The organism is Pseudomonas reactans (genome assembly GCF_013385825.1).
Lineage (GTDB): Bacteria > Pseudomonadota > Gammaproteobacteria > Pseudomonadales > Pseudomonadaceae > Aquipseudomonas > Aquipseudomonas reactans.
On sequence record NZ_JACAPG010000018.1, the window covers coordinates 1 to 20,631 of the forward strand.

At 55.2% G+C, this 20,631-nt stretch carries 17 protein-coding genes and 4 tRNA genes; all 21 read left to right on the forward strand.

Going from position 1 to position 20,631, the window contains the following annotated elements:
* The first annotated feature begins 179 nt into the window (after positions 1 to 179).
* The 21 genes from birA to rplC all read left to right on the forward strand — a co-directional run bounded on the left by birA (position 180) and on the right by rplC (position 20,624).
* On the forward strand, positions 180 to 1,139 hold the full coding sequence (birA, locus tag HX868_RS20275; RefSeq protein ID WP_177004191.1) for a bifunctional biotin--[acetyl-CoA-carboxylase] ligase/biotin operon repressor BirA: 960 nt from the start codon (positions 180 to 182) through the stop codon (positions 1,137 to 1,139).
* On the forward strand, positions 1,129 to 1,878 hold the full coding sequence (locus HX868_RS20280; protein WP_095013702.1) for a pantothenate kinase: 750 nt from the start codon (positions 1,129 to 1,131) through the stop codon (positions 1,876 to 1,878). The genes birA and HX868_RS20280 overlap by 11 nt, the downstream gene beginning before the upstream one ends.
* A gap of 7 nt (positions 1,879 to 1,885) precedes the next feature.
* Positions 1,886 to 2,332, forward strand: a complete 447-nt coding sequence (locus HX868_RS20285; RefSeq protein ID WP_177004192.1) for a hypothetical protein — start codon at positions 1,886 to 1,888, stop codon at positions 2,330 to 2,332.
* A 143-nt stretch (positions 2,333 to 2,475) separates the two neighbouring features.
* A tRNA-Tyr gene (locus HX868_RS20290) sits at positions 2,476 to 2,560 on the forward strand.
* A 24-nt stretch (positions 2,561 to 2,584) separates the two neighbouring features.
* Positions 2,585 to 2,658 (forward strand) — tRNA-Gly (locus HX868_RS20295).
* 26 nt (positions 2,659 to 2,684) lie between these two features.
* Positions 2,685 to 2,760, forward strand: a tRNA-Thr gene (locus HX868_RS20300).
* A 161-nt stretch (positions 2,761 to 2,921) separates the two neighbouring features.
* A tRNA-Trp gene (locus tag HX868_RS20305) sits at positions 2,922 to 2,997 on the forward strand.
* 45 nt (positions 2,998 to 3,042) lie between these two features.
* Complete coding sequence (gene secE, locus HX868_RS20310; protein WP_177004193.1) at positions 3,043 to 3,411, forward strand: preprotein translocase subunit SecE; 369 nt, start codon at positions 3,043 to 3,045, stop codon at positions 3,409 to 3,411.
* Between the two features lie 9 nt (positions 3,412 to 3,420).
* The gene (gene nusG / locus HX868_RS20315; protein WP_003176436.1) at positions 3,421 to 3,954 is read left to right on the forward strand and encodes a transcription termination/antitermination protein NusG; all 534 of its coding nucleotides are present in this window, start codon (positions 3,421 to 3,423) and stop codon (positions 3,952 to 3,954) included.
* 117 nt (positions 3,955 to 4,071) lie between these two features.
* A complete protein-coding gene (rplK, locus tag HX868_RS20320; RefSeq protein ID WP_003176435.1) occupies positions 4,072 to 4,503 on the forward strand; it encodes a 50S ribosomal protein L11 in 432 nt (143 codons plus the stop codon).
* Positions 4,503 to 5,198 (forward strand): 50S ribosomal protein L1, encoded by a 696-nt coding sequence (rplA, locus tag HX868_RS20325; RefSeq protein ID WP_003176434.1) that lies wholly within the window; start codon positions 4,503 to 4,505, stop codon positions 5,196 to 5,198. Before rplK ends, rplA begins: the two co-directional genes overlap by 1 nt.
* 199 nt (positions 5,199 to 5,397) lie before the next feature.
* Positions 5,398 to 5,898 (forward strand): 50S ribosomal protein L10, encoded by a 501-nt coding sequence (rplJ, locus tag HX868_RS20330; protein ID WP_016977599.1) that lies wholly within the window; start codon positions 5,398 to 5,400, stop codon positions 5,896 to 5,898.
* A gap of 78 nt (positions 5,899 to 5,976) precedes the next feature.
* Complete coding sequence (gene rplL, locus HX868_RS20335) at positions 5,977 to 6,342, forward strand: 50S ribosomal protein L7/L12 (protein WP_016977598.1); 366 nt, start codon at positions 5,977 to 5,979, stop codon at positions 6,340 to 6,342.
* A 219-nt stretch (positions 6,343 to 6,561) separates the two neighbouring features.
* Positions 6,562 to 10,635, forward strand: coding sequence for a DNA-directed RNA polymerase subunit beta (gene rpoB / locus HX868_RS20340; RefSeq protein ID WP_010206926.1), 4,074 nt, complete (start codon positions 6,562 to 6,564; stop codon positions 10,633 to 10,635).
* A 64-nt stretch (positions 10,636 to 10,699) separates the two neighbouring features.
* Positions 10,700 to 14,899, forward strand: coding sequence for a DNA-directed RNA polymerase subunit beta' (rpoC, locus tag HX868_RS20345; RefSeq protein WP_016977596.1), 4,200 nt, complete (start codon positions 10,700 to 10,702; stop codon positions 14,897 to 14,899).
* 216 nt (positions 14,900 to 15,115) lie between these two features.
* Positions 15,116 to 15,487, forward strand: a complete 372-nt coding sequence (rpsL, locus tag HX868_RS20350; protein WP_002555494.1) for a 30S ribosomal protein S12 — start codon at positions 15,116 to 15,118, stop codon at positions 15,485 to 15,487.
* 118 nt (positions 15,488 to 15,605) lie between these two features.
* Entirely contained in the window at positions 15,606 to 16,076 is a 471-nt protein-coding gene (rpsG, locus tag HX868_RS20355; protein WP_002555493.1) for a 30S ribosomal protein S7, read from the forward strand.
* 30 nt (positions 16,077 to 16,106) lie between these two features.
* Entirely contained in the window at positions 16,107 to 18,212 is a 2,106-nt protein-coding gene (fusA, locus tag HX868_RS20360; protein ID WP_033900034.1) for an elongation factor G, read from the forward strand.
* Between the two features lie 30 nt (positions 18,213 to 18,242).
* Complete coding sequence (gene tuf, locus HX868_RS20365; protein WP_003176426.1) at positions 18,243 to 19,436, forward strand: elongation factor Tu; 1,194 nt, start codon at positions 18,243 to 18,245, stop codon at positions 19,434 to 19,436.
* Between the two features lie 159 nt (positions 19,437 to 19,595).
* Positions 19,596 to 19,907, forward strand: coding sequence for a 30S ribosomal protein S10 (rpsJ, locus tag HX868_RS20370; RefSeq protein WP_003186070.1), 312 nt, complete (start codon positions 19,596 to 19,598; stop codon positions 19,905 to 19,907).
* 81 nt (positions 19,908 to 19,988) lie between these two features.
* Positions 19,989 to 20,624 carry a 50S ribosomal protein L3 gene (gene rplC / locus HX868_RS20375; protein ID WP_003194649.1) on the forward strand — a complete coding sequence of 212 codons (636 nt, stop codon included), beginning with the start codon at positions 19,989 to 19,991 and terminating at the stop codon, positions 20,622 to 20,624.
* Positions 20,625 to 20,631: the final 7 nt, after the last annotated feature.

The window sequence follows — 20,631 nt, forward strand, 5'->3', positions numbered from 1 at the left end:
GTCATCGTCAAGATTAAATTCCAGAACCCCATTTGCGAAAGCAGATGGGGTTTTGTTTTGGGCGGTCGAAAAGCACGAAGGGATTCATTTCGACGACCTTTAGAGCTAAGGGGCTGCGTTTCTATGCAATGACCCTGCGCATGGCTATTATGCGTGCCTCATTGTGAGGCGATACCTGCATGCTGACGTTGTTAAAACTTCTGAAAGATGGCCGATTCCACTCGGGGGAAGCGCTTGGCGCCGCCTTGGGTGTCAGCCGCAGTGCTGTCTGGAAGCAACTCCAGCACCTGGAAGCAGAACTCAACCTGTCCATACATAAGGTTCGGGGCAAGGGGTATCAGTTGGCGTCGCCATTGGTGTTCTTGACTGCTGAAGATATTGCGTTGAATGCGCCCTCCTTGGCGTGGCCCGTTCATATCTCTGACTCCATTGACTCCACGAACGCTGAAGCCTTGCGTCTTGTTGGTGCCGGATGCGCGGCGCCGTTCCTGGTGCTTGCGGAACAGCAAACGGCCGGCCGGGGTAGGAGGGGGCGGAAGTGGGTAAGTCCATTTGCACAAAATGTGTATTACAGCCTCGTATTGCGCATCGAGTCGGGCCTGCGGCAGTTGGAGGGGCTGAGCCTGGTTGTGGGCTTGGCGGTCATGCAGGCCTTGCGCGAGTCGGGTGTGCAGGGCGCAACTCTGAAGTGGCCAAACGACGTTCTGGTAGGGCAGAAGAAAATTGCCGGGATTTTGCTGGAGTTGGTAGGAGACCCTGCTGATATCTGCCACGTTGTCCTCGGAATAGGCATCAATGTGAATATGCAAAGGGCTGACGAGGTGGATCAGCAATGGACTTCGGTGCAGTTGCAGACAGGCTCTCCGGTGAATCGCAATGCGCTGGTGGCGCAACTGGGGTTGCAACTGCAAAGCTACCTTGAGCGGCACCGCAAGGGTGGTTTTGTCGCACTCAAAGATGAGTGGGAGCAGAATCACGCCTGGCAGGGGCGGCGGGTGTCCCTTATCGCGGGTGTCAGCCAAGTCGACGGCGTTGTGCTGGGCGTAGACCGCCAGGGTGCACTGCGCTTGAGCGTTGATGGTGTTGAGAAAATATACAGTGGTGGTGAGTTAAGCCTGAGGTTGCGTGATGATTCTTGAGCTCGACTGTGGGAATAGCTTTATCAAATGGCGTGTGCTTGATGCCGATAGCGCGAATGCTTCTTCGGAGGGAGTTGTTGGTTCGGATCTGGCTTTGATCGAAAGCCTCGTGGCGCTTCCCGGATTGTTGCTGACGCGTTGCCGGCTGGTGAGCGTTCGTGCCCTGGAAGAAACAAGCAAGCTGGTTGCGGCCCTGCATGAGGCTTTCGGCGTTGCTGTCTCCTGTGCTGCTCCCGCGCGCGAGATGGCCGGAGTGCGTAACGGCTACGAAGATTTTGAGCGCCTGGGTCTTGATCGTTGGCTCGCAATGCTGGGTGGATTCAAGCTGGCGCACGGCGCATGCCTGGTGCTTGACTTTGGCACGGCAGCCACGGCGGATTTTATTGCGGCGGATGGCGAGCACCTTGGTGGTTTCATTTGTCCAGGTATGCCGCTCATGCGCAATCAGCTGCGAACTCATACACGAAAGATACGTTACGACGATGCAGCGGCTGAAAGGGCGCTAGAGCGCCTCTCTCCAGGTCGTACGACCGTAGAAGCAGTGGAACGAGGTTGTACGCTTATGCTCAGAGGGTTTGTGCTGACTCAGTTGGAGTTGGCGCGAAGCTACTGGGGCGATGATTTCACGGTGTTTCTCACCGGAGGGGACGCCGATTTGGTGGCAGGTGCAGTGCCGCAAGCCCGACTCGTTCCGGATCTGGTTTTTGTCGGTTTGGCGATGGCTTGTCCTTTGTCCTGAGGTGATTATGCGTTGGTTTTTTTTGCTTTTACTTGTCCTCAACGCCTTCTACTACATATGGCATCAGCAAGAAGCGCCGTTGCGTGCCAAAGATGTTACGCCTCTGAGCCTTTATAAGGGTGGGCAGCAGGACATTCGCCTGCTCAGTGAGTCCTCTGATGCTGTGGTGCGCAGAGATCGTGCAAAGGCAGCAGAGGCGCAAAATACCTGTTTGTACATCGGTGGTTTTGCGGATCAGCGACAGGCTCAGTCGGTAGAGCAGCGGCTGACAAGCCTGGATATAAAGGCCAAGCTTCAATTGCTGAATACTGCTGAAGCTTCCGGCTATTGGCTGCGCGTAGCCCCTGAAAGCCGACGGCTGGCTGAGGATCTGCCTTTTGAAAACCTTGCTAAGGAATTCAATGAGTTAAAACATAAAATAATGTTGTGCGAAGGCGTTGCATCTCTCGAATAGTTTGCATAGAATGGCGCCCGCTTCGCAGTGAAGACCTTTAAGGTCTACAGCGTGAAGCAAAGGTCAATGCAGCTAACCTCATATTTTTAAATGAGAAAATGCTTGACAGAAGGTCGGCGTAATGTAAAATGCCGGCTCGCTTAGGAGGGGTTCCCGAGCGGCCAAAGGGATCAGACTGTAAATCTGACGTCTACGACTTCGAAGGTTCGAATCCTTCCCCCTCCACCATTTTTAGCGTGAGCTGCAAGCTCCGCGGGTATAGTTTAGTGGTAGAACCTCAGCCTTCCAAGCTGATGATGCGGGTTCGATTCCCGCTACCCGCTCCAAGTTTGCAGGTTGTGCAAGGTGTTTTGCTCTTGTAGCTCAGTTGGTAGAGCACACCCTTGGTAAGGGTGAGGTCAGCGGTTCAAATCCGCTCAAGAGCTCCATATAACAAGGCAGATATGAAAATATCTGCCTTTGTTTTAACAGCTGCCTCGGCTTGTTGGTGTTGTGTCTGGCTTTATCGCCAGGTGATTTCAAGTCTAGTGGGGTTGGTTGTTGTAAAGTCTTTTTCAGGCCTGCATAATGGTCGGCCTGATTTTGTTTTAGGTCAGTAGCTCAATTGGCAGAGCGACGGTCTCCAAAACCGTAGGTTGGGGGTTCGATTCCCTCCTGACCTGCCAGATTCACGTGGTGTATCTGGCTTTCTTTTCACAGGATCTTCATAGATGACTCCTAAGGCTGAAGCTCAAAGCTCTCGTTTCGATCTGGTCAAGTGGCTCGCTGTAGTCGCCTTGGTGGTCGTAGGCGTTGTTGGCAATCAGTACTATTCTGCTTCGCCGATCCTGTACCGCGTGCTCGCTTTGCTTGCCCTTGCTGTTGTAGCTGCCTTTGTAGGCCTGCAGACTGCTAAAGGCAAGTCTTTCGCGGTCCTGGTAAAGGAAGCTCGCACCGAAATTCGTAAAGTCGTTTGGCCGACTCGCCAAGAAACCACGCAGACCACGTTGATCGTTGTGGCTGTTGTTCTGGTTATGGCGTTGCTGTTGTGGGGGCTTGATTCCCTGCTCGGCTGGCTTGTTTCCTTGATTGTTGGCTAAGGGTGTCCCGTGGCTAAGCGTTGGTACGTTGTGCATGCTTACTCGGGTTACGAGAAGCATGTTATGCGCTCTTTGCTAGAGCGCGTAAAGCTGGCAGGCATGGAAGATGGCTTCGGCGAAATTCTGGTTCCCACTGAAGAAGTGGTTGAAATGCGGAATGGCCAGAAGCGTAAAAGTGAACGCAAGTTCTTCCCTGGCTACGTGCTGGTTCAGATGGACATGAATGAAGGTACTTGGCACTTGGTCAAGGATACCCCTCGTGTCATGGGTTTCATCGGCGGTACCGCTGATAAGCCTGCTCCTATCACTGACAAAGAGGCGGAAGCGATTCTGCGTCGCGTTGCTGATGGTAGCGACAAACCCAAGCCGAAGACGTTGTTCGAGCCGGGTGAGGTTGTTCGTGTCACAGATGGTCCGTTTGCTGATTTCAACGGTACTGTCGAAGAAGTTAACTACGAAAAGAGCCGGATCCAAGTGGCGGTGCTCATTTTCGGTCGCTCTACTCCGGTAGAGCTAGAGTTCAGCCAGGTCGAGAAGGTCTAGCTGAGCAAGCATCCCAACCCCGCAGCCGTAGGCTGTGGGGTTTTGTCGTCACTGGGATAAACGCGCAAGTAACCGGGGAGCCTTTCGAGGCGTTTGAACCCGTAATTGGAGTGCCTCATGGCCAAGAAGATTACCGCTTACATCAAGCTGCAAGTGAAGGCCGCTCAGGCCAACCCTAGTCCACCTGTCGGTCCAGCTCTGGGTCAGCACGGCGTGAACATCATGGAATTCTGCAAGGCCTTCAACGCCCGTACTCAGGGTCTTGAGCCAGGTCTGCCGACTCCAGTGATCATCACTGTATACAGCGACCGTAGCTTCACTTTCGAAACCAAGTCGACCCCGGCTTCGGTTCTGTTGAAGAAAGCTGCTGGTCTGACTAGCGGTTCCGCTCGTCCTAACACCGTTAAGGTTGGCACCGTAACTCGTGCTCAGCTGGAAGAAATCGCGAAAACCAAAAACGCGGATCTGACTGCAGCTGATATGGATGCAGCCGTGCGTACCATCGCCGGTTCTGCTCGTAGCATGGGCCTTAACGTGGAGGGTGTGTAATGGCTAAGCTGACCAAGCGCCAAAAGGCTATCGCCGGCAAAATCGAAGCGGGCAAGTCCTACAACTTTGTAGACGCTGCTGCCCTGCTGACCGAGCTGTCGACTGTCAAGTTCAGCGAGTCCGTTGACGTTGCTGTAAACCTGGGTGTTGACCCACGTAAATCCGACCAGGTCGTTCGTAGCGCAACTGTGCTGCCACACGGTACTGGCAAGACTGTACGTGTAGCTGTCTTCACTCAAGGCCCAGCAGCTGAAGCTGCTCTGGCCGCCGGCGCTGATCGCGTTGGCATGGACGACCTGGCTGCCGAAATGAAAGGCGGCGACCTGAACTATGACGTCGTTATTGCTTCCCCGGATGCAATGCGCGTTGTAGGTCAGTTGGGTCAGATCCTGGGTCCGCGTGGCCTGATGCCTAACCCTAAAGTCGGCACCGTAACTCCAGACGTAGCGACCGCGGTTAAAAACGCCAAAGCTGGTCAGGTTCGTTATCGCACCGACAAAAACGGCATCATTCACACCTCCGTTGGCAAAGTCGGCTTTGATGCCGTCAAGCTGAAGGAAAACGTTGAAGCCCTGATCGCTGATCTGAAGCGTATCAAGCCAGCTTCCTCGAAAGGTATCTACGTCAAGCGCGTTACCCTGAGCACCACTATGGGCCCAGGTCTGGTCATCGACCAAGGCTCGCTGGACGTATAAGACACAAGTTGGCGCGAGAGATCGCGCCAATTGAAAAAATTGGGGTCCCTGCCTGGCGGGGGCTATCCAAGACCGTAGGCGACGCAAGTCTTAAACCACAAGCCTACGCAGATGGTGCTCCCGGTTCCTTACCGAATCAGACACCAAAACGACATCCGGCTCCGGCCAGATGAAACGGTAACAAGCAGGAGTTAAACCCGTGGCAATTAATCTCGAAGACAAGAAGGCCATCGTCGCTGAAGTCAACGAGGCTGCCAAAGCTGCTCTGTCCGCTGTCGTGGCTGATGCCCGTGGTGTGACAGTAGGCGCTATGACCGGACTCCGTAAAGAGGCTCGTGAAGCTGGCGTATACGTACGTGTTGTACGTAACACCCTGCTCAAGCGCGCTGTTGCTGACACTGAATACAGTGTCCTCAACGACGTGTTCACCGGCCCGACCCTGATTGCGTTCTCCACCGACCATCCTGGCGCTGCTGCCCGTTTGTTCAAAGAGTTCGCCAAGGGTCAGGACAAGTTCGAGATCAAGGCAGCTGCGTTCGAGGGCAAGTTCCTCGCAGCTAACCAAATCGACGTACTGGCAACACTGCCGACCCGTAACGAAGCTATTTCGCAGCTGATGAGCGTGATTCAAGGCGCTACCAGCAAGCTGGCTCGTACTCTGGCCGCAGTTCGCGAGCAAAAAGAAGCTGCCGCAGCCTAAGGCTGAGCAACTTCTCTCGCGGTTTTTTGTTTATTTCGATGGCCGAGTAGGCCGTCCCCCAATTCAGGAAATACAGCAATGTCTATCTCCCAAGACGATATCCTCAACGCCGTAGCTGAAATGTCGGTTCTGCAGGTTGTTGAGCTGATCAAAGCTTTCGAAGAAAAATTCGGCGTTTCCGCTGCCGCTGCTTCCGCTGGCCCAGCCGCTGTTGCTGCTGTTGCTGAAGAGCAAACCGAATTCAACGTCATGCTGCTGGAAGCTGGCGAGAAGAAAGTAAACGTGATCAAGGCAGTACGTGAACTGACCGGTCTGGGCCTGAAAGAAGCCAAGGCTGTAGTTGACGGCGCTCCTGCCCAGGTTCTGGAAGCTGTTGCCAAAGACGCAGCTGAAAAAGCCAAAGCAGTACTGGAAGAAGCAGGCGCTAAAGTCGAGCTGAAGTAAGCATCGACCTTGCGTCTCCAGCCCAAGCGTTAAGCTGAAGGCTGATGGCTGGTGGCTCTTGCCACCGGCCTTTTTCCGTTCTTGGCTGTCGACTCGGTCGCCGCCATTAACGCGCTGTAGCCACCCGATGCGGTGGTGCAAACCATGGGGTTTGCGAGATTTTCTGGCTGCTCCCGTCGGGAGGGCCAAACAAGCAGGTGACCAAGCTGGGGAACGCTGATGGCTTACTCATATACTGAGAAAAAACGTATCCGCAAGGACTTTAGCAAGTTGCCGGACGTCATGGATGTCCCGTACCTTCTGGCTATCCAGCTGGATTCGTATCGTGAATTCTTGCAGGCGGGAGCGACCAAAGATCAGTTCCGCGACGTGGGCCTGCATGCGGCCTTCAAATCCGTTTTCCCGATCATCAGCTACTCCGGCAATGCTGCGCTGGAGTACGTCGGTTATCGCCTGGGCGAACCGGCATTTGATGTCAAAGAATGCGTGTTGCGCGGTGTTACTTACGCCGTACCTTTGCGGGTAAAAGTGCGCCTGATCATTTTCGACAAAGAATCGTCGAACAAAGCGATCAAGGACATCAAAGAGCAAGAAGTCTACATGGGCGAAATCCCATTGATGACCGAGAACGGTACCTTCGTTATCAATGGTACCGAGCGTGTGATCGTTTCCCAGCTGCACCGTTCCCCGGGCGTGTTCTTCGACCACGACCGCGGCAAGACGCACAGCTCCGGCAAGCTCCTGTACTCCGCGCGGATCATTCCGTACCGCGGTTCGTGGTTGGACTTCGAGTTCGACCCGAAAGACTGCGTGTTCGTGCGTATCGACCGTCGTCGCAAGCTGCCGGCCTCGGTACTGCTGCGCGCGCTCGGCTACACCACTGAGCAAGTGCTGGATGCCTTCTACACCACCAACGTATTCAGCCTGAAGGATGAAACCCTCAAGCTGGAGCTGATCGCTTCGCGTCTGCGTGGTGAAATTGCCGTCCTGGACATCCAGGATGAAAAAGGCAAGGTCATTGTTGAAGCTGGCCGCCGTATCACTGCGCGCCACATCAACCAGATCGAAAAAGCCGGTATCAAAGAGCTGGAAGTGCCTCTGGACTACGTCCTGGGTCGTACTACCGCCAAGGTCATCGTTCACCCGGCTACAGGCGAAATCCTGGCTGAGTGCAACACCGAGCTGAACACCGAGATCCTGGCCAAAATCGCCAAGGCTCAGGTTGTTCGCATCGAGACCCTGTACACCAACGACATCGACTGCGGTCCGTTCATCTCCGACACGCTGAAGATCGACTCCACCAGCAACCAATTGGAAGCGCTGGTCGAGATCTATCGCATGATGCGTCCTGGTGAGCCACCAACCAAAGACGCTGCCGAGACCCTGTTCAACAACCTGTTCTTCAGCCCTGAGCGCTATGACCTGTCTGCGGTCGGCCGGATGAAGTTCAACCGTCGTATCGGTCGTACCGAAATCGAAGGTTCGGGCGTGCTGTGTAAGGAAGACATCGTCGCGGTACTGAAGACCCTGGTCGACATCCGTAACGGTAAAGGCATCGTCGATGACATCGACCACCTGGGTAACCGTCGTGTTCGCTGTGTAGGCGAAATGGCCGAGAACCAGTTCCGCGTTGGCCTGGTACGTGTTGAGCGTGCGGTCAAAGAGCGTCTGTCGATGGCTGAAAGCGAAGGCCTGATGCCGCAAGACCTGATCAATGCCAAGCCAGTGGCTGCAGCGGTGAAAGAGTTCTTCGGTTCCAGCCAGCTTTCCCAGTTCATGGACCAGAACAACCCGCTCTCCGAGATCACCCACAAGCGCCGTGTTTCCGCACTGGGCCCGGGCGGTCTGACCCGTGAGCGTGCTGGCTTTGAAGTTCGTGACGTACACCCGACGCACTACGGTCGTGTTTGCCCGATCGAAACGCCGGAAGGTCCGAACATCGGTCTGATCAACTCCCTGGCTGCCTATGCGCGCACCAACCAGTACGGCTTCCTTGAGAGCCCGTACCGTGTGGTGAAAGACGCTCTGGTCACCGACGAGATCGTTTTCCTGTCCGCCATCGAAGAAGCTGATCACGTGATCGCTCAGGCTTCGGCCACGATGAACGACAAGAAAGTCCTGGTCGACGAGCTGGTAGCTGTTCGTCACTTGAACGAGTTCACCGTCAAGGCGCCGGAAGACGTCACCTTGATGGACGTATCGCCGAAGCAGGTAGTTTCGGTTGCAGCGTCGCTGATCCCGTTCCTGGAGCACGATGACGCCAACCGTGCGTTGATGGGTTCCAACATGCAGCGTCAAGCTGTACCGACCCTGCGCGCTGACAAGCCGCTGGTAGGTACCGGCATGGAGCGTAACGTAGCCCGTGACTCCGGCGTTTGCGTCGTGGCTCGTCGTGGCGGCGTGATCGACTCTGTTGATGCCAGCCGTATCGTGGTTCGTGTTGCCGATGACGAAGTTGAAACGGGCGAAGCCGGTGTCGACATCTACAACCTGACCAAATACACCCGCTCAAACCAGAACACCTGCATCAACCAGCGTCCGCTGGTGAGCAAGGGTGATCGCGTTCAGCGTAGCGACATCATGGCCGACGGCCCGTCCACCGACATGGGTGAACTGGCACTGGGTCAGAACATGCGCATCGCGTTCATGGCATGGAACGGCTTCAACTTCGAAGACTCCATCTGCCTGTCCGAGCGTGTTGTTCAGGAAGACCGTTTCACCACGATCCACATTCAGGAACTGACCTGTGTGGCACGTGACACCAAGCTTGGGCCAGAGGAAATCACTGCAGACATCCCGAACGTGGGTGAAGCTGCACTGAACAAACTGGACGAAGCCGGTATCGTTTACGTAGGTGCTGAAGTAGGCGCAGGCGACATCCTGGTCGGTAAGGTCACTCCGAAAGGCGAGACCCAACTGACTCCGGAAGAAAAACTGCTGCGTGCCATCTTCGGTGAAAAAGCCAGCGACGTTAAAGACACCTCCCTGCGTGTACCTACCGGTACCAAAGGCACTGTCATCGACGTACAGGTCTTCACCCGTGACGGCGTTGAGCGTGATGCTCGTGCACTGTCCATTGAGAAGACTCAGCTCGACGAGATCCGCAAGGACCTGAACGAAGAGTTCCGTATCGTTGAAGGCGCGACCTTCGAACGTCTGCGCTCCGCCCTGGTAGGCCACAAGGCTGAAGGCGGCGCAGGTCTGAAGAAAGGTCAGGACATCACCGACGAAATCCTCGACGGTCTTGAGCACGGCCAGTGGTTCAAACTGCGCATGGCTGAAGACGCTCTGAACGAGCAGCTCGAGAAGGCTCAGGCCTACATCGTTGATCGCCGCCGTCTGCTGGACGACAAGTTCGAAGACAAGAAGCGCAAACTGCAGCAGGGCGATGACCTGGCTCCAGGCGTGCTGAAAATCGTCAAGGTTTACCTGGCAATCCGTCGCCGCATCCAGCCGGGCGACAAGATGGCCGGTCGTCACGGTAACAAGGGTGTGGTCTCCGTGATCATGCCGGTTGAAGACATGCCGCACGATGCCAATGGCACCCCGGTCGACGTCGTCCTCAACCCGTTGGGCGTACCTTCGCGTATGAACGTTGGTCAGATCCTTGAAACCCACCTGGGCCTCGCAGCCAAAGGTCTGGGCGAGAAGATCAACCGTATGATCGAAGAGCAGCGCAAGGTCGCAGACCTGCGTAAGTTCCTGCACGAGATCTACAACGAGATCGGCGGTCGCAACGAAGAGCTGGACACCTTCTCCGACCAGGAAATCCTGGATCTGGCGAAGAACCTGCGCGGCGGCGTTCCAATGGCTACCCCGGTGTTCGACGGTGCCAAGGAAAGCGAAATCAAGGCCATGCTGAAACTGGCAGACCTGCCAGAAAGCGGCCAGATGCAGCTGTTCGACGGCCGTACCGGCAACAAGTTCGAGCGCCCGGTTACTGTTGGCTACATGTACATGCTGAAGCTGAACCACTTGGTAGACGACAAGATGCACGCTCGTTCTACCGGTTCGTACAGCCTCGTTACCCAGCAGCCGCTGGGTGGTAAGGCTCAGTTCGGTGGTCAGCGTTTCGGGGAGATGGAGGTCTGGGCACTGGAAGCATACGGTGCTGCTTACACTCTGCAAGAAATGCTCACAGTGAAGTCGGACGATGTGAACGGTCGGACCAAGATGTACAAAAACATCGTGGACGGCGATCACCGTATGGAGCCGGGCATGCCCGAGTCCTTCAACGTGTTGATCAAAGAAATTCGTTCCCTCGGCATCGATATCGATCTGGAAACCGAATAACACGTGACGCGAATCGAGAGCGGGGCTGTTTAGCCCGCTCTCTGCTCCGCCAGGAGGAAAGGCCTTGAAAGACCTACTGAATTTGCTGAAAAACCAGGGTCAAGTCGAAGAGTTCGACGCCATCCGTATTGGATTGGCATCGCCTGAGATGATCCGTTCGTGGTCGTTCGGTGAAGTTAAAAAGCCGGAAACCATCAACTACCGTACGTTCAAACCTGAGCGTGACGGCCTGTTCTGCGCCAAGATCTTTGGCCCGGTTAAGGATTACGAGTGCCTGTGCGGTAAGTACAAGCGCTTGAAGCACCGTGGTGTGATCTGCGAGAAGTGCGGCGTTGAAGTTGCACTGGCTAAAGTTCGTCGTGAGCGCATGGCGCACATCGAACTCGCTTCGCCGGTTGCCCACATCTGGTTCCTGAAATCGCTGCCGTCCCGTATCGGCTTGCTGATGGACATGACCCTGCGTGATATCGAGCGCGTTCTCTACTTCGAGAGCTATGTCGTTATCGATCCAGGCATGACCACCCTTGAAAAAGGTCAGCTGCTGAACGACGAGCAGTACTTCGAAGCGCTGGAAGAGTTCGGCGACGATTTCGATGCCCGCATGGGTGCCGAAGCTGTCCGTGAACTGCTGCACGCTATCGACCTGGAACACGAGATTGGCCGCCTGCGCGAAGAAATTCCGCAAACCAACTCCGAGACCAAGATCAAGAAGCTGTCCAAGCGTCTGAAGTTGATGGAAGCCTTCCAGGGTTCCGGCAACTTGCCAGAGTGGATGGTGCTGACCGTTCTGCCGGTTCTGCCGCCAGACCTGCGTCCGCTGGTACCGTTGGACGGTGGTCGTTTCGCGACGTCCGACCTCAACGACCTGTACCGCCGCGTGATCAACCGTAACAACCGTTTGAAGCGCCTGCTTGATCTGTCCGCTCCGGACATCATCGTGCGCAACGAAAAGCGTATGTTGCAAGAAGCGGTCGATGCCTTGCTCGACAACGGTCGTCGTGGCCGCGCTATCACCGGTTCGAACAAGCGTCCTCTGAAATCCTTGGCTGACATGATCAAGGGTAAGCAAGGTCGTTTCCGTCAGAACTTGCTCGGTAAGCGTGTTGACTACTCCGGTCGTTCGGTAATTACCGTAGGCCCGACCCTGCGTCTGCACCAGTGCGGTCTGCCTAAGAAGATGGCCCTTGAGCTGTTCAAACCATTCATCTTCGGCAAGCTGGAAATGCGCGGTCTCGCGACCACCATCAAAGCGGCCAAGAAAATGGTCGAGCGTGAACTGCCAGAGGTTTGGGACGTTCTCGCTGAAGTGATCCGCGAACACCCGGTTCTCCTCAACCGTGCACCGACCCTTCACCGTCTGGGTATCCAGGCGTTTGAACCGGTACTGATCGAAGGTAAGGCTATCCAGCTGCACCCTCTGGTCTGTGCTGCGTACAACGCCGACTTCGACGGCGACCAAATGGCCGTGCACGTACCGCTGACACTGGAAGCCCAGTTGGAAGCGCGCGCGTTGATGATGTCGACCAACAACATTCTGTCGCCAGCCAACGGTGAGCCAATCATCGTTCCGTCGCAGGACGTTGTATTGGGTCTGTACTACATGACCCGTGAAGCGATCAACGCCAAGGGCGAAGGTCGTGTGTTCGCTGACCTGCAAGAAGTTGACCGTGTGTTCCGTGCCGGCGAAGCCGCACTGCACGCCAAGGTCAAAGTGCGGATCAACGAAACCGTCAACGACCGTGATGGCGGCAGCGTGAGCGGCACCCGTATTGTCGACACCACTGTCGGCCGTGCGCTGCTGTATCAAGTTGTGCCAAAAGGTCTGTCGTACGACGTCGTCAACCTGCCGATGAAGAAAAAGGCGATCTCCAAGCTGATCAACCAGTGCTACCGCGTGGTTGGTTTGAAAGAGACCGTGATCTTCGCTGACCAGTTGATGTACACCGGCTTTGCTTATTCGACCATCTCCGGCGTTTCCATCGGTGTTAACGACTTCGTTATCCCGGATGAAAAAGCGCGCATCATCAATGCTGCTACTGATGAAGTGAAAGAGATCGAAAGCCAGTACGCCTCCGGCCTGGTAACCCAGGGCGAGAAGTACAACAAAGTGATCGACCTTTGGTCGAAGGCGAACGACGAAGTGTCCAAGGCAATGATGGCCAACCTCTCGAAAGAGAAGGTTATCGACCGTCACGGCGTGGAAGTCGATCAAGAGTCCTTCAACTCGATGTACATGATGGCCGACTCGGGCGCACGGGGTTCTGCTGCGCAGATCCGTCAGCTCGCCGGTATGCGTGGCCTGATGGCCAAGCCGGACGGCTCCATCATCGAAACGCCTATTACAGCGAACTTCCGTGAAGGTTTGAGCGTACTTCAGTACTTCATCTCGACTCACGGTGCTCGTAAAGGTCTGGCGGATACCGCGTTGAAAACCGCTAACTCCGGTTACCTGACGCGTCGTCTGGTAGACGTTGCACAAGATCTGGTTGTGACCGAGATCGATTGCGGCACCGAGCACGGCCTGCTGATGACTCCGCACATTGAAGGCGGTGACGTTGTAGAGCCGCTGGGTGAGCGCGTATTGGGTCGTGTTATTGCCCGTGACGTATTCAAGCCAGGTACCGAGGAAGTTATCGTTCCTGCCGGCACCCTGGTAGACGAGAAGTGGGTCGAGTTCATCGAACTCAACAGCATCGACGAAGTGATCGTTCGCTCGCCGATCAGCTGCGAAACCCGCTACGGCATTTGCGCCAAGTGCTACGGCCGTGACTTGGCTCGTGGTCACCAGGTGAACATCGGTGAAGCGGTCGGCGTTATCGCTGCCCAGTCCATCGGTGAGCCGGGTACCCAGCTGACCATGCGTACGTTCCACATCGGTGGTGCGGCAAGCCGGACCTCGGCAGCCGACAGCGTTCAGGTGAAGAATGGCGGTACCGTCCGTCTGCACAACCTGAAACACGTTGAGCGAGTGGATGGCCACCTGGTTGCTGTGTCCCGTTCCGGTGAGCTGGCAATCGCTGATGACTACGGTCGTGAGCGCGAGCGTTACAAGCTGCCGTACGGTGCTGTGATTTCGGTTAAAGAAGGTGACAAGGTCGACGCTGGCGCAATCGTGGCCAAGTGGGATCCGCACACTCACCCAATCGTTACCGAAATGAAAGGTACCGTGACCTACGTGGGCATGGAAGAAGGCATCACGATCAAGCGTCAGACTGACGAATTGACCGGTATGACCAACATTGAAGTACTCGACGCGAAAGATCGCCCAGCTGCCGGTAAAGACATCCGTCCTGCCGTGAAGATGGTCGATGACAACGGCAAGGACTTGTTGCTGCCAGGCACTGACGTAATCGCTCAGTACTTCCTGCCAGCCAACGCCCTGGTCGGTGTAGCGGATGGTGCGAAGATCGCGATCGGTGATGTTATCGCGCGTATCCCGCAAGAAACTTCGAAGACCCGTGACATCACCGGTGGTCTGCCGCGTGTTGCCGACTTGTTCGAAGCTCGTCGTCCGAAAGAAGCGTCGATTCTGGCTGAAGTCAGCGGCACCATCGCGTTCGGTAAAGAGACCAAGGGCAAGCGCCGCCTGGTCATCACCCCGAACGACGGTACCGATCCGTACGAAGAGCTGATTCCGAAGTGGCGTCACCTGAACGTCTTCGAAGGCGAACAGGTAAACCGCGGCGAAGTTATCTCCGACGGCCCGAGCGATCCACACGACATCCTGCGTCTGCTGGGTGTGAGTGCGCTGGCCAAGTACATCGTTAATGAGATCCAGGACGTTTACCGCCTGCAAGGCGTGAAGATCAACGATAAGCACATCGAGACCATCCTGCGTCAGATGCTGCGTAAAGTTGAAATCGCTGAATCCGGCGATTCCAGTTTCATCAAGGGCGACCAGATGGAACTGACTCACGTACTGGTAGAGAACGAGCGTCTGGGCGCGGAAGACAAGTTTGTCTCCAAGTTCACCCGCGTGCTGCTGGGTATCACCAAGGCGTCGTTGTCCACTGAGTCGTTCATCTCGGCGGCCTCCTTCCAGGAGACCACTCGCGTACTGACCGAAGCAGCGGTAACCGGCAAGCGCGATTACCTGCGCGGCCTGAAAGAAAACGTGGTTGTGGGTCGTCTGATCCCAGCCGGTACCGGTTTGGCTTACCACAGCGAGCGTAAGCGTCGCCGTGATGCTGACAAGCCGCTGCGCGTAAGCGCCAGTGAAGTGGAAGCTGCACTGACCGAAGCGCTGAACTCTAGCGGTAACTGAGTTCTGCACTAGATAAGTCTGGGCCCCGGCAGCCCCATTCGTCGGATCGAGGCATTTTTGCCCCGGTTCGGTGAGTGGGGATGTCGGGGCCTTGCCTTGACTGGGGGCAAGATCCTCTTTAGACTCTTGTACCCCTAAATTTGGCGGGAATTCGTTCCTGCCATTTTGCTTTTCTTGCAAGACAATAGCGTCGCAAGACAACAGTGGAGCTAGTAGATGGCAACTATCAACCAGCTGGTACGTCAGCCGCGTAAGCGTATCGTCGAGAAATCCGACGTACCTGCGCTGCAGAACTGCCCGCAACGTCGTGGCGTATGCACCCGTGTGTATACCACCACGCCGAAAAAACCTAACTCGGCACTGCGTAAAGTATGCCGTGTGCGCCTGACCAACGGTTTCGAGGTTTCCTCGTACATCGGTGGTGAAGGTCACAACCTGCAAGAGCACAGCGTGGTACTGATCCGCGGCGGTCGTGTAAAAGACTTGCCAGGTGTTCGTTACCACACCGTACGCGGCTCCTTGGATACTTCCGGCGTTAAAGGTCGTAACCAGGGTCGTTCGAAGTACGGTACCAAGAAGCCTAAGTAGTAGCGGCTTTTTGTAAAACTGAATCATCTTATTTTCTGAGTCGATAAGAGTAAGGTCGGAGGCGTCCCGCAAGGGCACCGATTCCGAACGAACCTGAAGACCGTTTGAGGGCTTATCCATGCCAAGAAGACGCGTAGCAGCCAAGCGCGAAGTGCTTGACGATCCAAAATACGGAAGCCAAATCCTGGCCAAGTTCATGAACCACGTGATGGAAAGCGGCAAGAAAGCCGTTGCCGAGCGTATCGTTTATGGCGCGCTGGAAAAGGTTAAAGAACGCAAGAACAGCGATCCCCTGGAAATCTTCGAGAAAGCTCTCGACGCCATCGCTCCGCTGGTCGAAGTGAAGTCGCGCCGTGTAGGCGGTGCTACTTACCAGGTTCCGGTCGAAGTTCGCCCGTCCCGTCGTAACGCTCTGGCAATGCGCTGGTTGGTAGACTTCGCCCGTAAGCGCGGCGAGAAGTCTATGGCTCTGCGTTTGGCCGGCGAGCTGTTGGACGCTGCTGAAGGTAAAGGTGCTGCTGTTAAGAAGCGTGAAGACGTGCACCGTATGGCTGAAGCTAACAAAGCTTTCTCGCACTACCGCTTCTAATCTTAGCTTCACTAATTTTGCGAGGGCTTTATGGCTCGTACTACTCCGATTAGCCGCTACCGTAACATCGGTATCGTTGCTCACGTGGATGCTGGTAAAACCACCACCACCGAGCGCGTACTGTTTTACACCGGCAAAAGTCACAAAATGGGCGAGGTGCATGACGGCGCCGCGACCACAGACTGGATGGTTCAGGAGCAGGAGCGTGGTATTACCATTACTTCTGCTGCTATCACCGCCTTCTGGAAAGGTTCCGAGAAGCAGTACAAAGACGAGCATCGCTTCAACGTAATCGATACTCCGGGCCACGTAGACTTCACCATTGAAGTTGAACGTTCCCTGCGCGTACTCGACGGCGCTGTCGTTGTGTTCTGCGGTACCTCGGGTGTTGAGCCTCAGTCGGAAACCGTATGGCGTCAAGCCAACAAGTACGGCGTTCCACGTCTTGTTTATGTAAACAAGATGGACCGTGCTGGTGCCAACTTCCTGCGCGTGATCGGTCAGATCAAGCAGCGTCTGGGTCACACCCCGGTGCCAATCCAATTGGCTATCGGTTCCGAAGACAACTTCCAGGGTCAGATCGATCTGATCAACATGGAAGCTGTTTACTGGAATGATTCCGACAAAGGTATGGTTCCTGTTCGTAAGCCTATCCCTGCTGAGCTGCAGGAACTGGCTGACGAGTGGCGCAACAACATGGTTGAGGCTGCTGCCGAAGCCAACGAAGAGCTGATGAACAAGTACCTCGAAGGTGAAGAGCTCACCAACGTGGAAATCAAGGCTGCTCTGCGTCAGCGTACTATCGCTGGCGAGATCGTCTTGGCTGTTTGCGGTTCTTCCTTCAAGAACAAGGGTGTTCCCCTGGTTCTCGACGCCGTTATCGACTACCTGCCGGCTCCAACCGACATTCCTGCTATCAAGGGTACCAACCCTGATAATGAGGAAGAAGAGATGGAGCGTCACGCCGATGACAGCGAGCCGTTCTCGGCTCTGGCGTTCAAGATCGCAACTGACCCATTCGTGGGTACTTTGACCTTCGTCCGCGTTTACTCGGGCGTGTTGGCCTCCGGCGACGGCGTGATCAACTCGGTTAAAGGCAAGAAAGAGCGCGTGGGTCGTATGGTGCAAATGCACGCAAACGCCCGTGAAGAGATCAAGGAAGTACGCGCTGGTGACATCGCGGCCCTGATCGGCATGAAGGACGTCACCACGGGTGAGACTTTGTGCGACGCTGCCAAGCCAATCATCCTGGTTCGCATGGACTTCCCGGAGCCGGTTATTTCGGTTGCCGTAGAGCCTAAGACCAAGGATGACCAGGAAAAAATGGGTATCGCTCTGGGCAAGCTTGCTCAGGAAGATCCATCTTTCCGCGTCAAGACTGATGAAGAGACTGGTCAAACGATCATCTCCGGCATGGGCGAGCTGCACCTGGACATCCTGGTTGACCGGATGCGCCGTGAGTTCAACGTCGAAGCCAACATCGGTAAGCCTCAGGTTTCCTATCGTGAGCGCATCACGAAGAATTGCGAAATCGAAGGCAAGTTCGTTCGTCAGTCCGGCGGTCGTGGTCAGTTCGGTCACTGCTGGATCCGTTTTGCTCCTGCTGACGAAGGTCAGGAAGGTCTGCAATTCGTGAACGAAGTAGTAGGTGGTGTTGTTCCTAAGGAATACATCCCTGCTATCCAGAAGGGCATCGAAGAGCAGATGAAGAACGGTGTTGTTGCCGGCTATCCGCTGATCGGCCTGAAAGCAACCGTTTTTGACGGTTCTTACCACGACGTCGACTCCAACGAGATGGCGTTTAAGGTGGCTGCTTCCATGGCAACCAAGCAACTGGCCCAGAAGGGCGGTGGTGAGTTGCTTGAGCCAATCATGGCGGTAGAAGTTGTTACACCTGAAGACTATATGGGTGATGTCATGGGCGACCTTAACCGTCGTCGCGGCATGATCTTGGGTATGGAAGACACGGTTTCCGGCAAAGTGATTCGCGCCGAGGTTCCGTTGGGTGAGATGTTCGGTTATGCGACCGACGTTCGCTCCATGTCCCAGGGTCGCGCAAGCTACTCTATGGAATTCAAAAAATACAACACAGCTCCGGCGCACATCGCTGAAACTGTATCCAAAAAACAAGGCTGATTCAGTCCTTTAGGCAAGGAGTTAATTGTCGTGGCTAAAGAAAAATTTGATCGTTCCCTACCGCACGTCAACGTTGGCACCATCGGTCACGTTGACCACGGTAAAACCACTCTGACTGCTGCTCTGACTCGCGTTTGCTCCGAAGTTTTCGGTTCCGCAATCGTTGATTTCGATAAAATCGACAGCGCACCAGAAGAAAAAGCTCGTGGTATCACCATCAACACCGCGCACGTTGAATACAACTCGCTGATCCGTCACTACGCTCACGTTGACTGCCCAGGTCACGCTGACTATGTGAAGAACATGATCACCGGTGCTGCTCAAATGGACGGCGCTATCCTGGTTTGCTCGGCCGCTGATGGTCCGATGCCACAAACCCGTGAGCACATCCTGCTGTCCCGTCAGGTAGGCGTTCCGTACATCGTGGTTTACCTGAACAAGGCTGACTTGGTAGACGACGCTGAGCTGCTGGAACTGGTTGAGATGGAAGTGCGCGATCTGCTGAGCACTTACGACTTCCCAGGCGACGACACTCCGATCATCATCGGTTCTGCTCGTATGGCTCTGGAAGGCAAAGACGACAACGAAATGGGCACCACGTCCGTTCGTAAACTGGTTGAGACTCTGGACAGCTACATCCCAGATCCAGTCCGTGTTATCGACAAGCCGTTCCTGATGCCAATCGAAGACGTATTCTCGATCTCCGGTCGCGGTACTGTTGTAACTGGTCGTATCGAGCGCGGTATCGTTAAGGTTCAAGATCCACTGGAAATCGTTGGTCTGCGTGACACTACCGTCACCACCTGCACCGGTGTTGAAATGTTCCGTAAACTGCTCGACGAAGGTCGTGCTGGCGAGAACTGCGGCGTTCTGCTGCGTGGTACCAAGCGTGACGACGTTGAGCGTGGTCAGGTTCTGGTTAAGCCAGGTTCGGTTAAGCCGCACACCAAGTTCGAAGCTGAAGTGTACGTGCTGAGCAAAGAAGAAGGCGGTCGTCACACTCCGTTCTTCAAAGGCTACCGTCCACAGTTCTACTTCCGTACTACCGACGTAACTGGTAACTGCGAACTGCCGGAAGGCGTAGAAATGGTAATGCCAGGCGACAACATCAAAATGGTTGTCACCCTGATCAAAACCATCGCTATGGAAGACGGCCTGCGTTTCGCAATCCGTGAAGGCGGCCGTACCGTTGGTGCTGGCGTTGTAGCTAAAATCATCGAGTAATTATCTCTTCTGAGATAGCTCTGATGTTTTGAAAAGGCCCCCGCTCAGCGGGGGCCTTTTTTATTGGGTTGACACCTATCAGGGCCGTCTATAGAATTGCGCCTCCTTTTAACGGGCGTATTGCGCTCGCTGGGAATAGCAGCCGGAGTCTGAAATCCAATGCAAAATCAGCAAATCCGTATCAGGTTGAAGGCTTTTGACCATCGCCTGATCGACCAATCCACCCAGGAAATCGTGGAAACCGCGAAACGTACTGGTGCACAAGTGCGTGGTCCAATTCCACTGCCTACCCGTAAAGAGCGGTTCACCGTTCTGGTCTCCCCGCACGTCAACAAAGACGCGCGCGACCAGTACGAGATCCGTACTCATAAGCGCGTACTGGACATCGTCCAGCCAACGGATAAAACCGTTGATGCACTTATGAAGCTCGATCTGGCGGCCGGTGTGGAAGTACAGATCAGCCTCGGCTAAGACTCGGGTCTTAGTCGTGTAACGCTCTGAAATGGGCGGCCATAGCGGGTGAAAGCCCCGTACACTCATGAGGTTTACAACATGACTATTGGTGTAGTCGGTCGTAAATGCGGTATGACCCGTATTTTCACCGAAGAAGGTGTCTCCATTCCGGTCACGGTCATTGAGATCGAACCGAATCGCGTCACCCAGTTCAAAACTGAAGAGACCGATGGCTATCGTGCAGTGCAAGTCACTGTCGGCGAGCGTCGTGCTTCGCGTGTGACTGCTGCTCAAGCAGGTCACTTCGCTAAAGCAAACGTTGCAGCTGGTCGCACTGTTATGGAGTTCCGTCTCGAAGACGGCGACTACCAGGCTGGCGATCTGATCAACGCTGAAATCTTCGCTGCTGGTCAACTGGTTGATGTAACCGGTCAGTCCAAAGGTAAAGGCTTCCAGGGTACGATCAAGCGTTGGAATTTCCGTGGCCAAGACAACACTCACGGTAACTCCGTTTCCCACCGCGTCCCGGGCTCTATTGGCCAGTGCCAGACTCCTGGTCGTGTATTCAAGGGCAAGAAAATGTCCGGTCATATGGGCGCTGAGCGCGTGACCGTGCAGTCCCTCGAAGTAGTGCGCGTCGACGCTGAACGCAATCTGTTGTTGGTCAAGGGTGCTGTTCCTGGCGCTACTGGCGGCAACCTGGTTGTACGTCCGGCGGCCAAGGCTCGCGGTTAAGGGGAAG

What these genes read in the sequence shown, in the direction of transcription:
- birA (WP_177004191.1), top strand. Translation starts at nt 180, where the DNA reads ATGCTGACGTTGTTAAAACTTCTGAAAGATGGCCGATTCCACTCGGGG.
- HX868_RS20280 (WP_095013702.1), top strand. Translation starts at nt 1,129, where the DNA reads ATGATTCTTGAGCTCGACTGTGGGAATAGCTTTATCAAATGGCGTGTG.
- HX868_RS20285 (WP_177004192.1), top strand. Translation starts at nt 1,886, where the DNA reads ATGCGTTGGTTTTTTTTGCTTTTACTTGTCCTCAACGCCTTCTACTAC.
- secE (WP_177004193.1), top strand. Translation starts at nt 3,043, where the DNA reads ATGACTCCTAAGGCTGAAGCTCAAAGCTCTCGTTTCGATCTGGTCAAG.
- rplK (WP_003176435.1), top strand. Translation starts at nt 4,072, where the DNA reads ATGGCCAAGAAGATTACCGCTTACATCAAGCTGCAAGTGAAGGCCGCT.
- rplA (WP_003176434.1), top strand. Translation starts at nt 4,503, where the DNA reads ATGGCTAAGCTGACCAAGCGCCAAAAGGCTATCGCCGGCAAAATCGAA.
- rplL (WP_016977598.1), top strand. Translation starts at nt 5,977, where the DNA reads ATGTCTATCTCCCAAGACGATATCCTCAACGCCGTAGCTGAAATGTCG.
- rpoB (WP_010206926.1), top strand. Translation starts at nt 6,562, where the DNA reads ATGGCTTACTCATATACTGAGAAAAAACGTATCCGCAAGGACTTTAGC.
- rpsL (WP_002555494.1), top strand. Translation starts at nt 15,116, where the DNA reads ATGGCAACTATCAACCAGCTGGTACGTCAGCCGCGTAAGCGTATCGTC.
- rpsG (WP_002555493.1), top strand. Translation starts at nt 15,606, where the DNA reads ATGCCAAGAAGACGCGTAGCAGCCAAGCGCGAAGTGCTTGACGATCCA.
- fusA (WP_033900034.1), top strand. Translation starts at nt 16,107, where the DNA reads ATGGCTCGTACTACTCCGATTAGCCGCTACCGTAACATCGGTATCGTT.
- rpsJ (WP_003186070.1), top strand. Translation starts at nt 19,596, where the DNA reads ATGCAAAATCAGCAAATCCGTATCAGGTTGAAGGCTTTTGACCATCGC.
- rplC (WP_003194649.1), top strand. Translation starts at nt 19,989, where the DNA reads ATGACTATTGGTGTAGTCGGTCGTAAATGCGGTATGACCCGTATTTTC.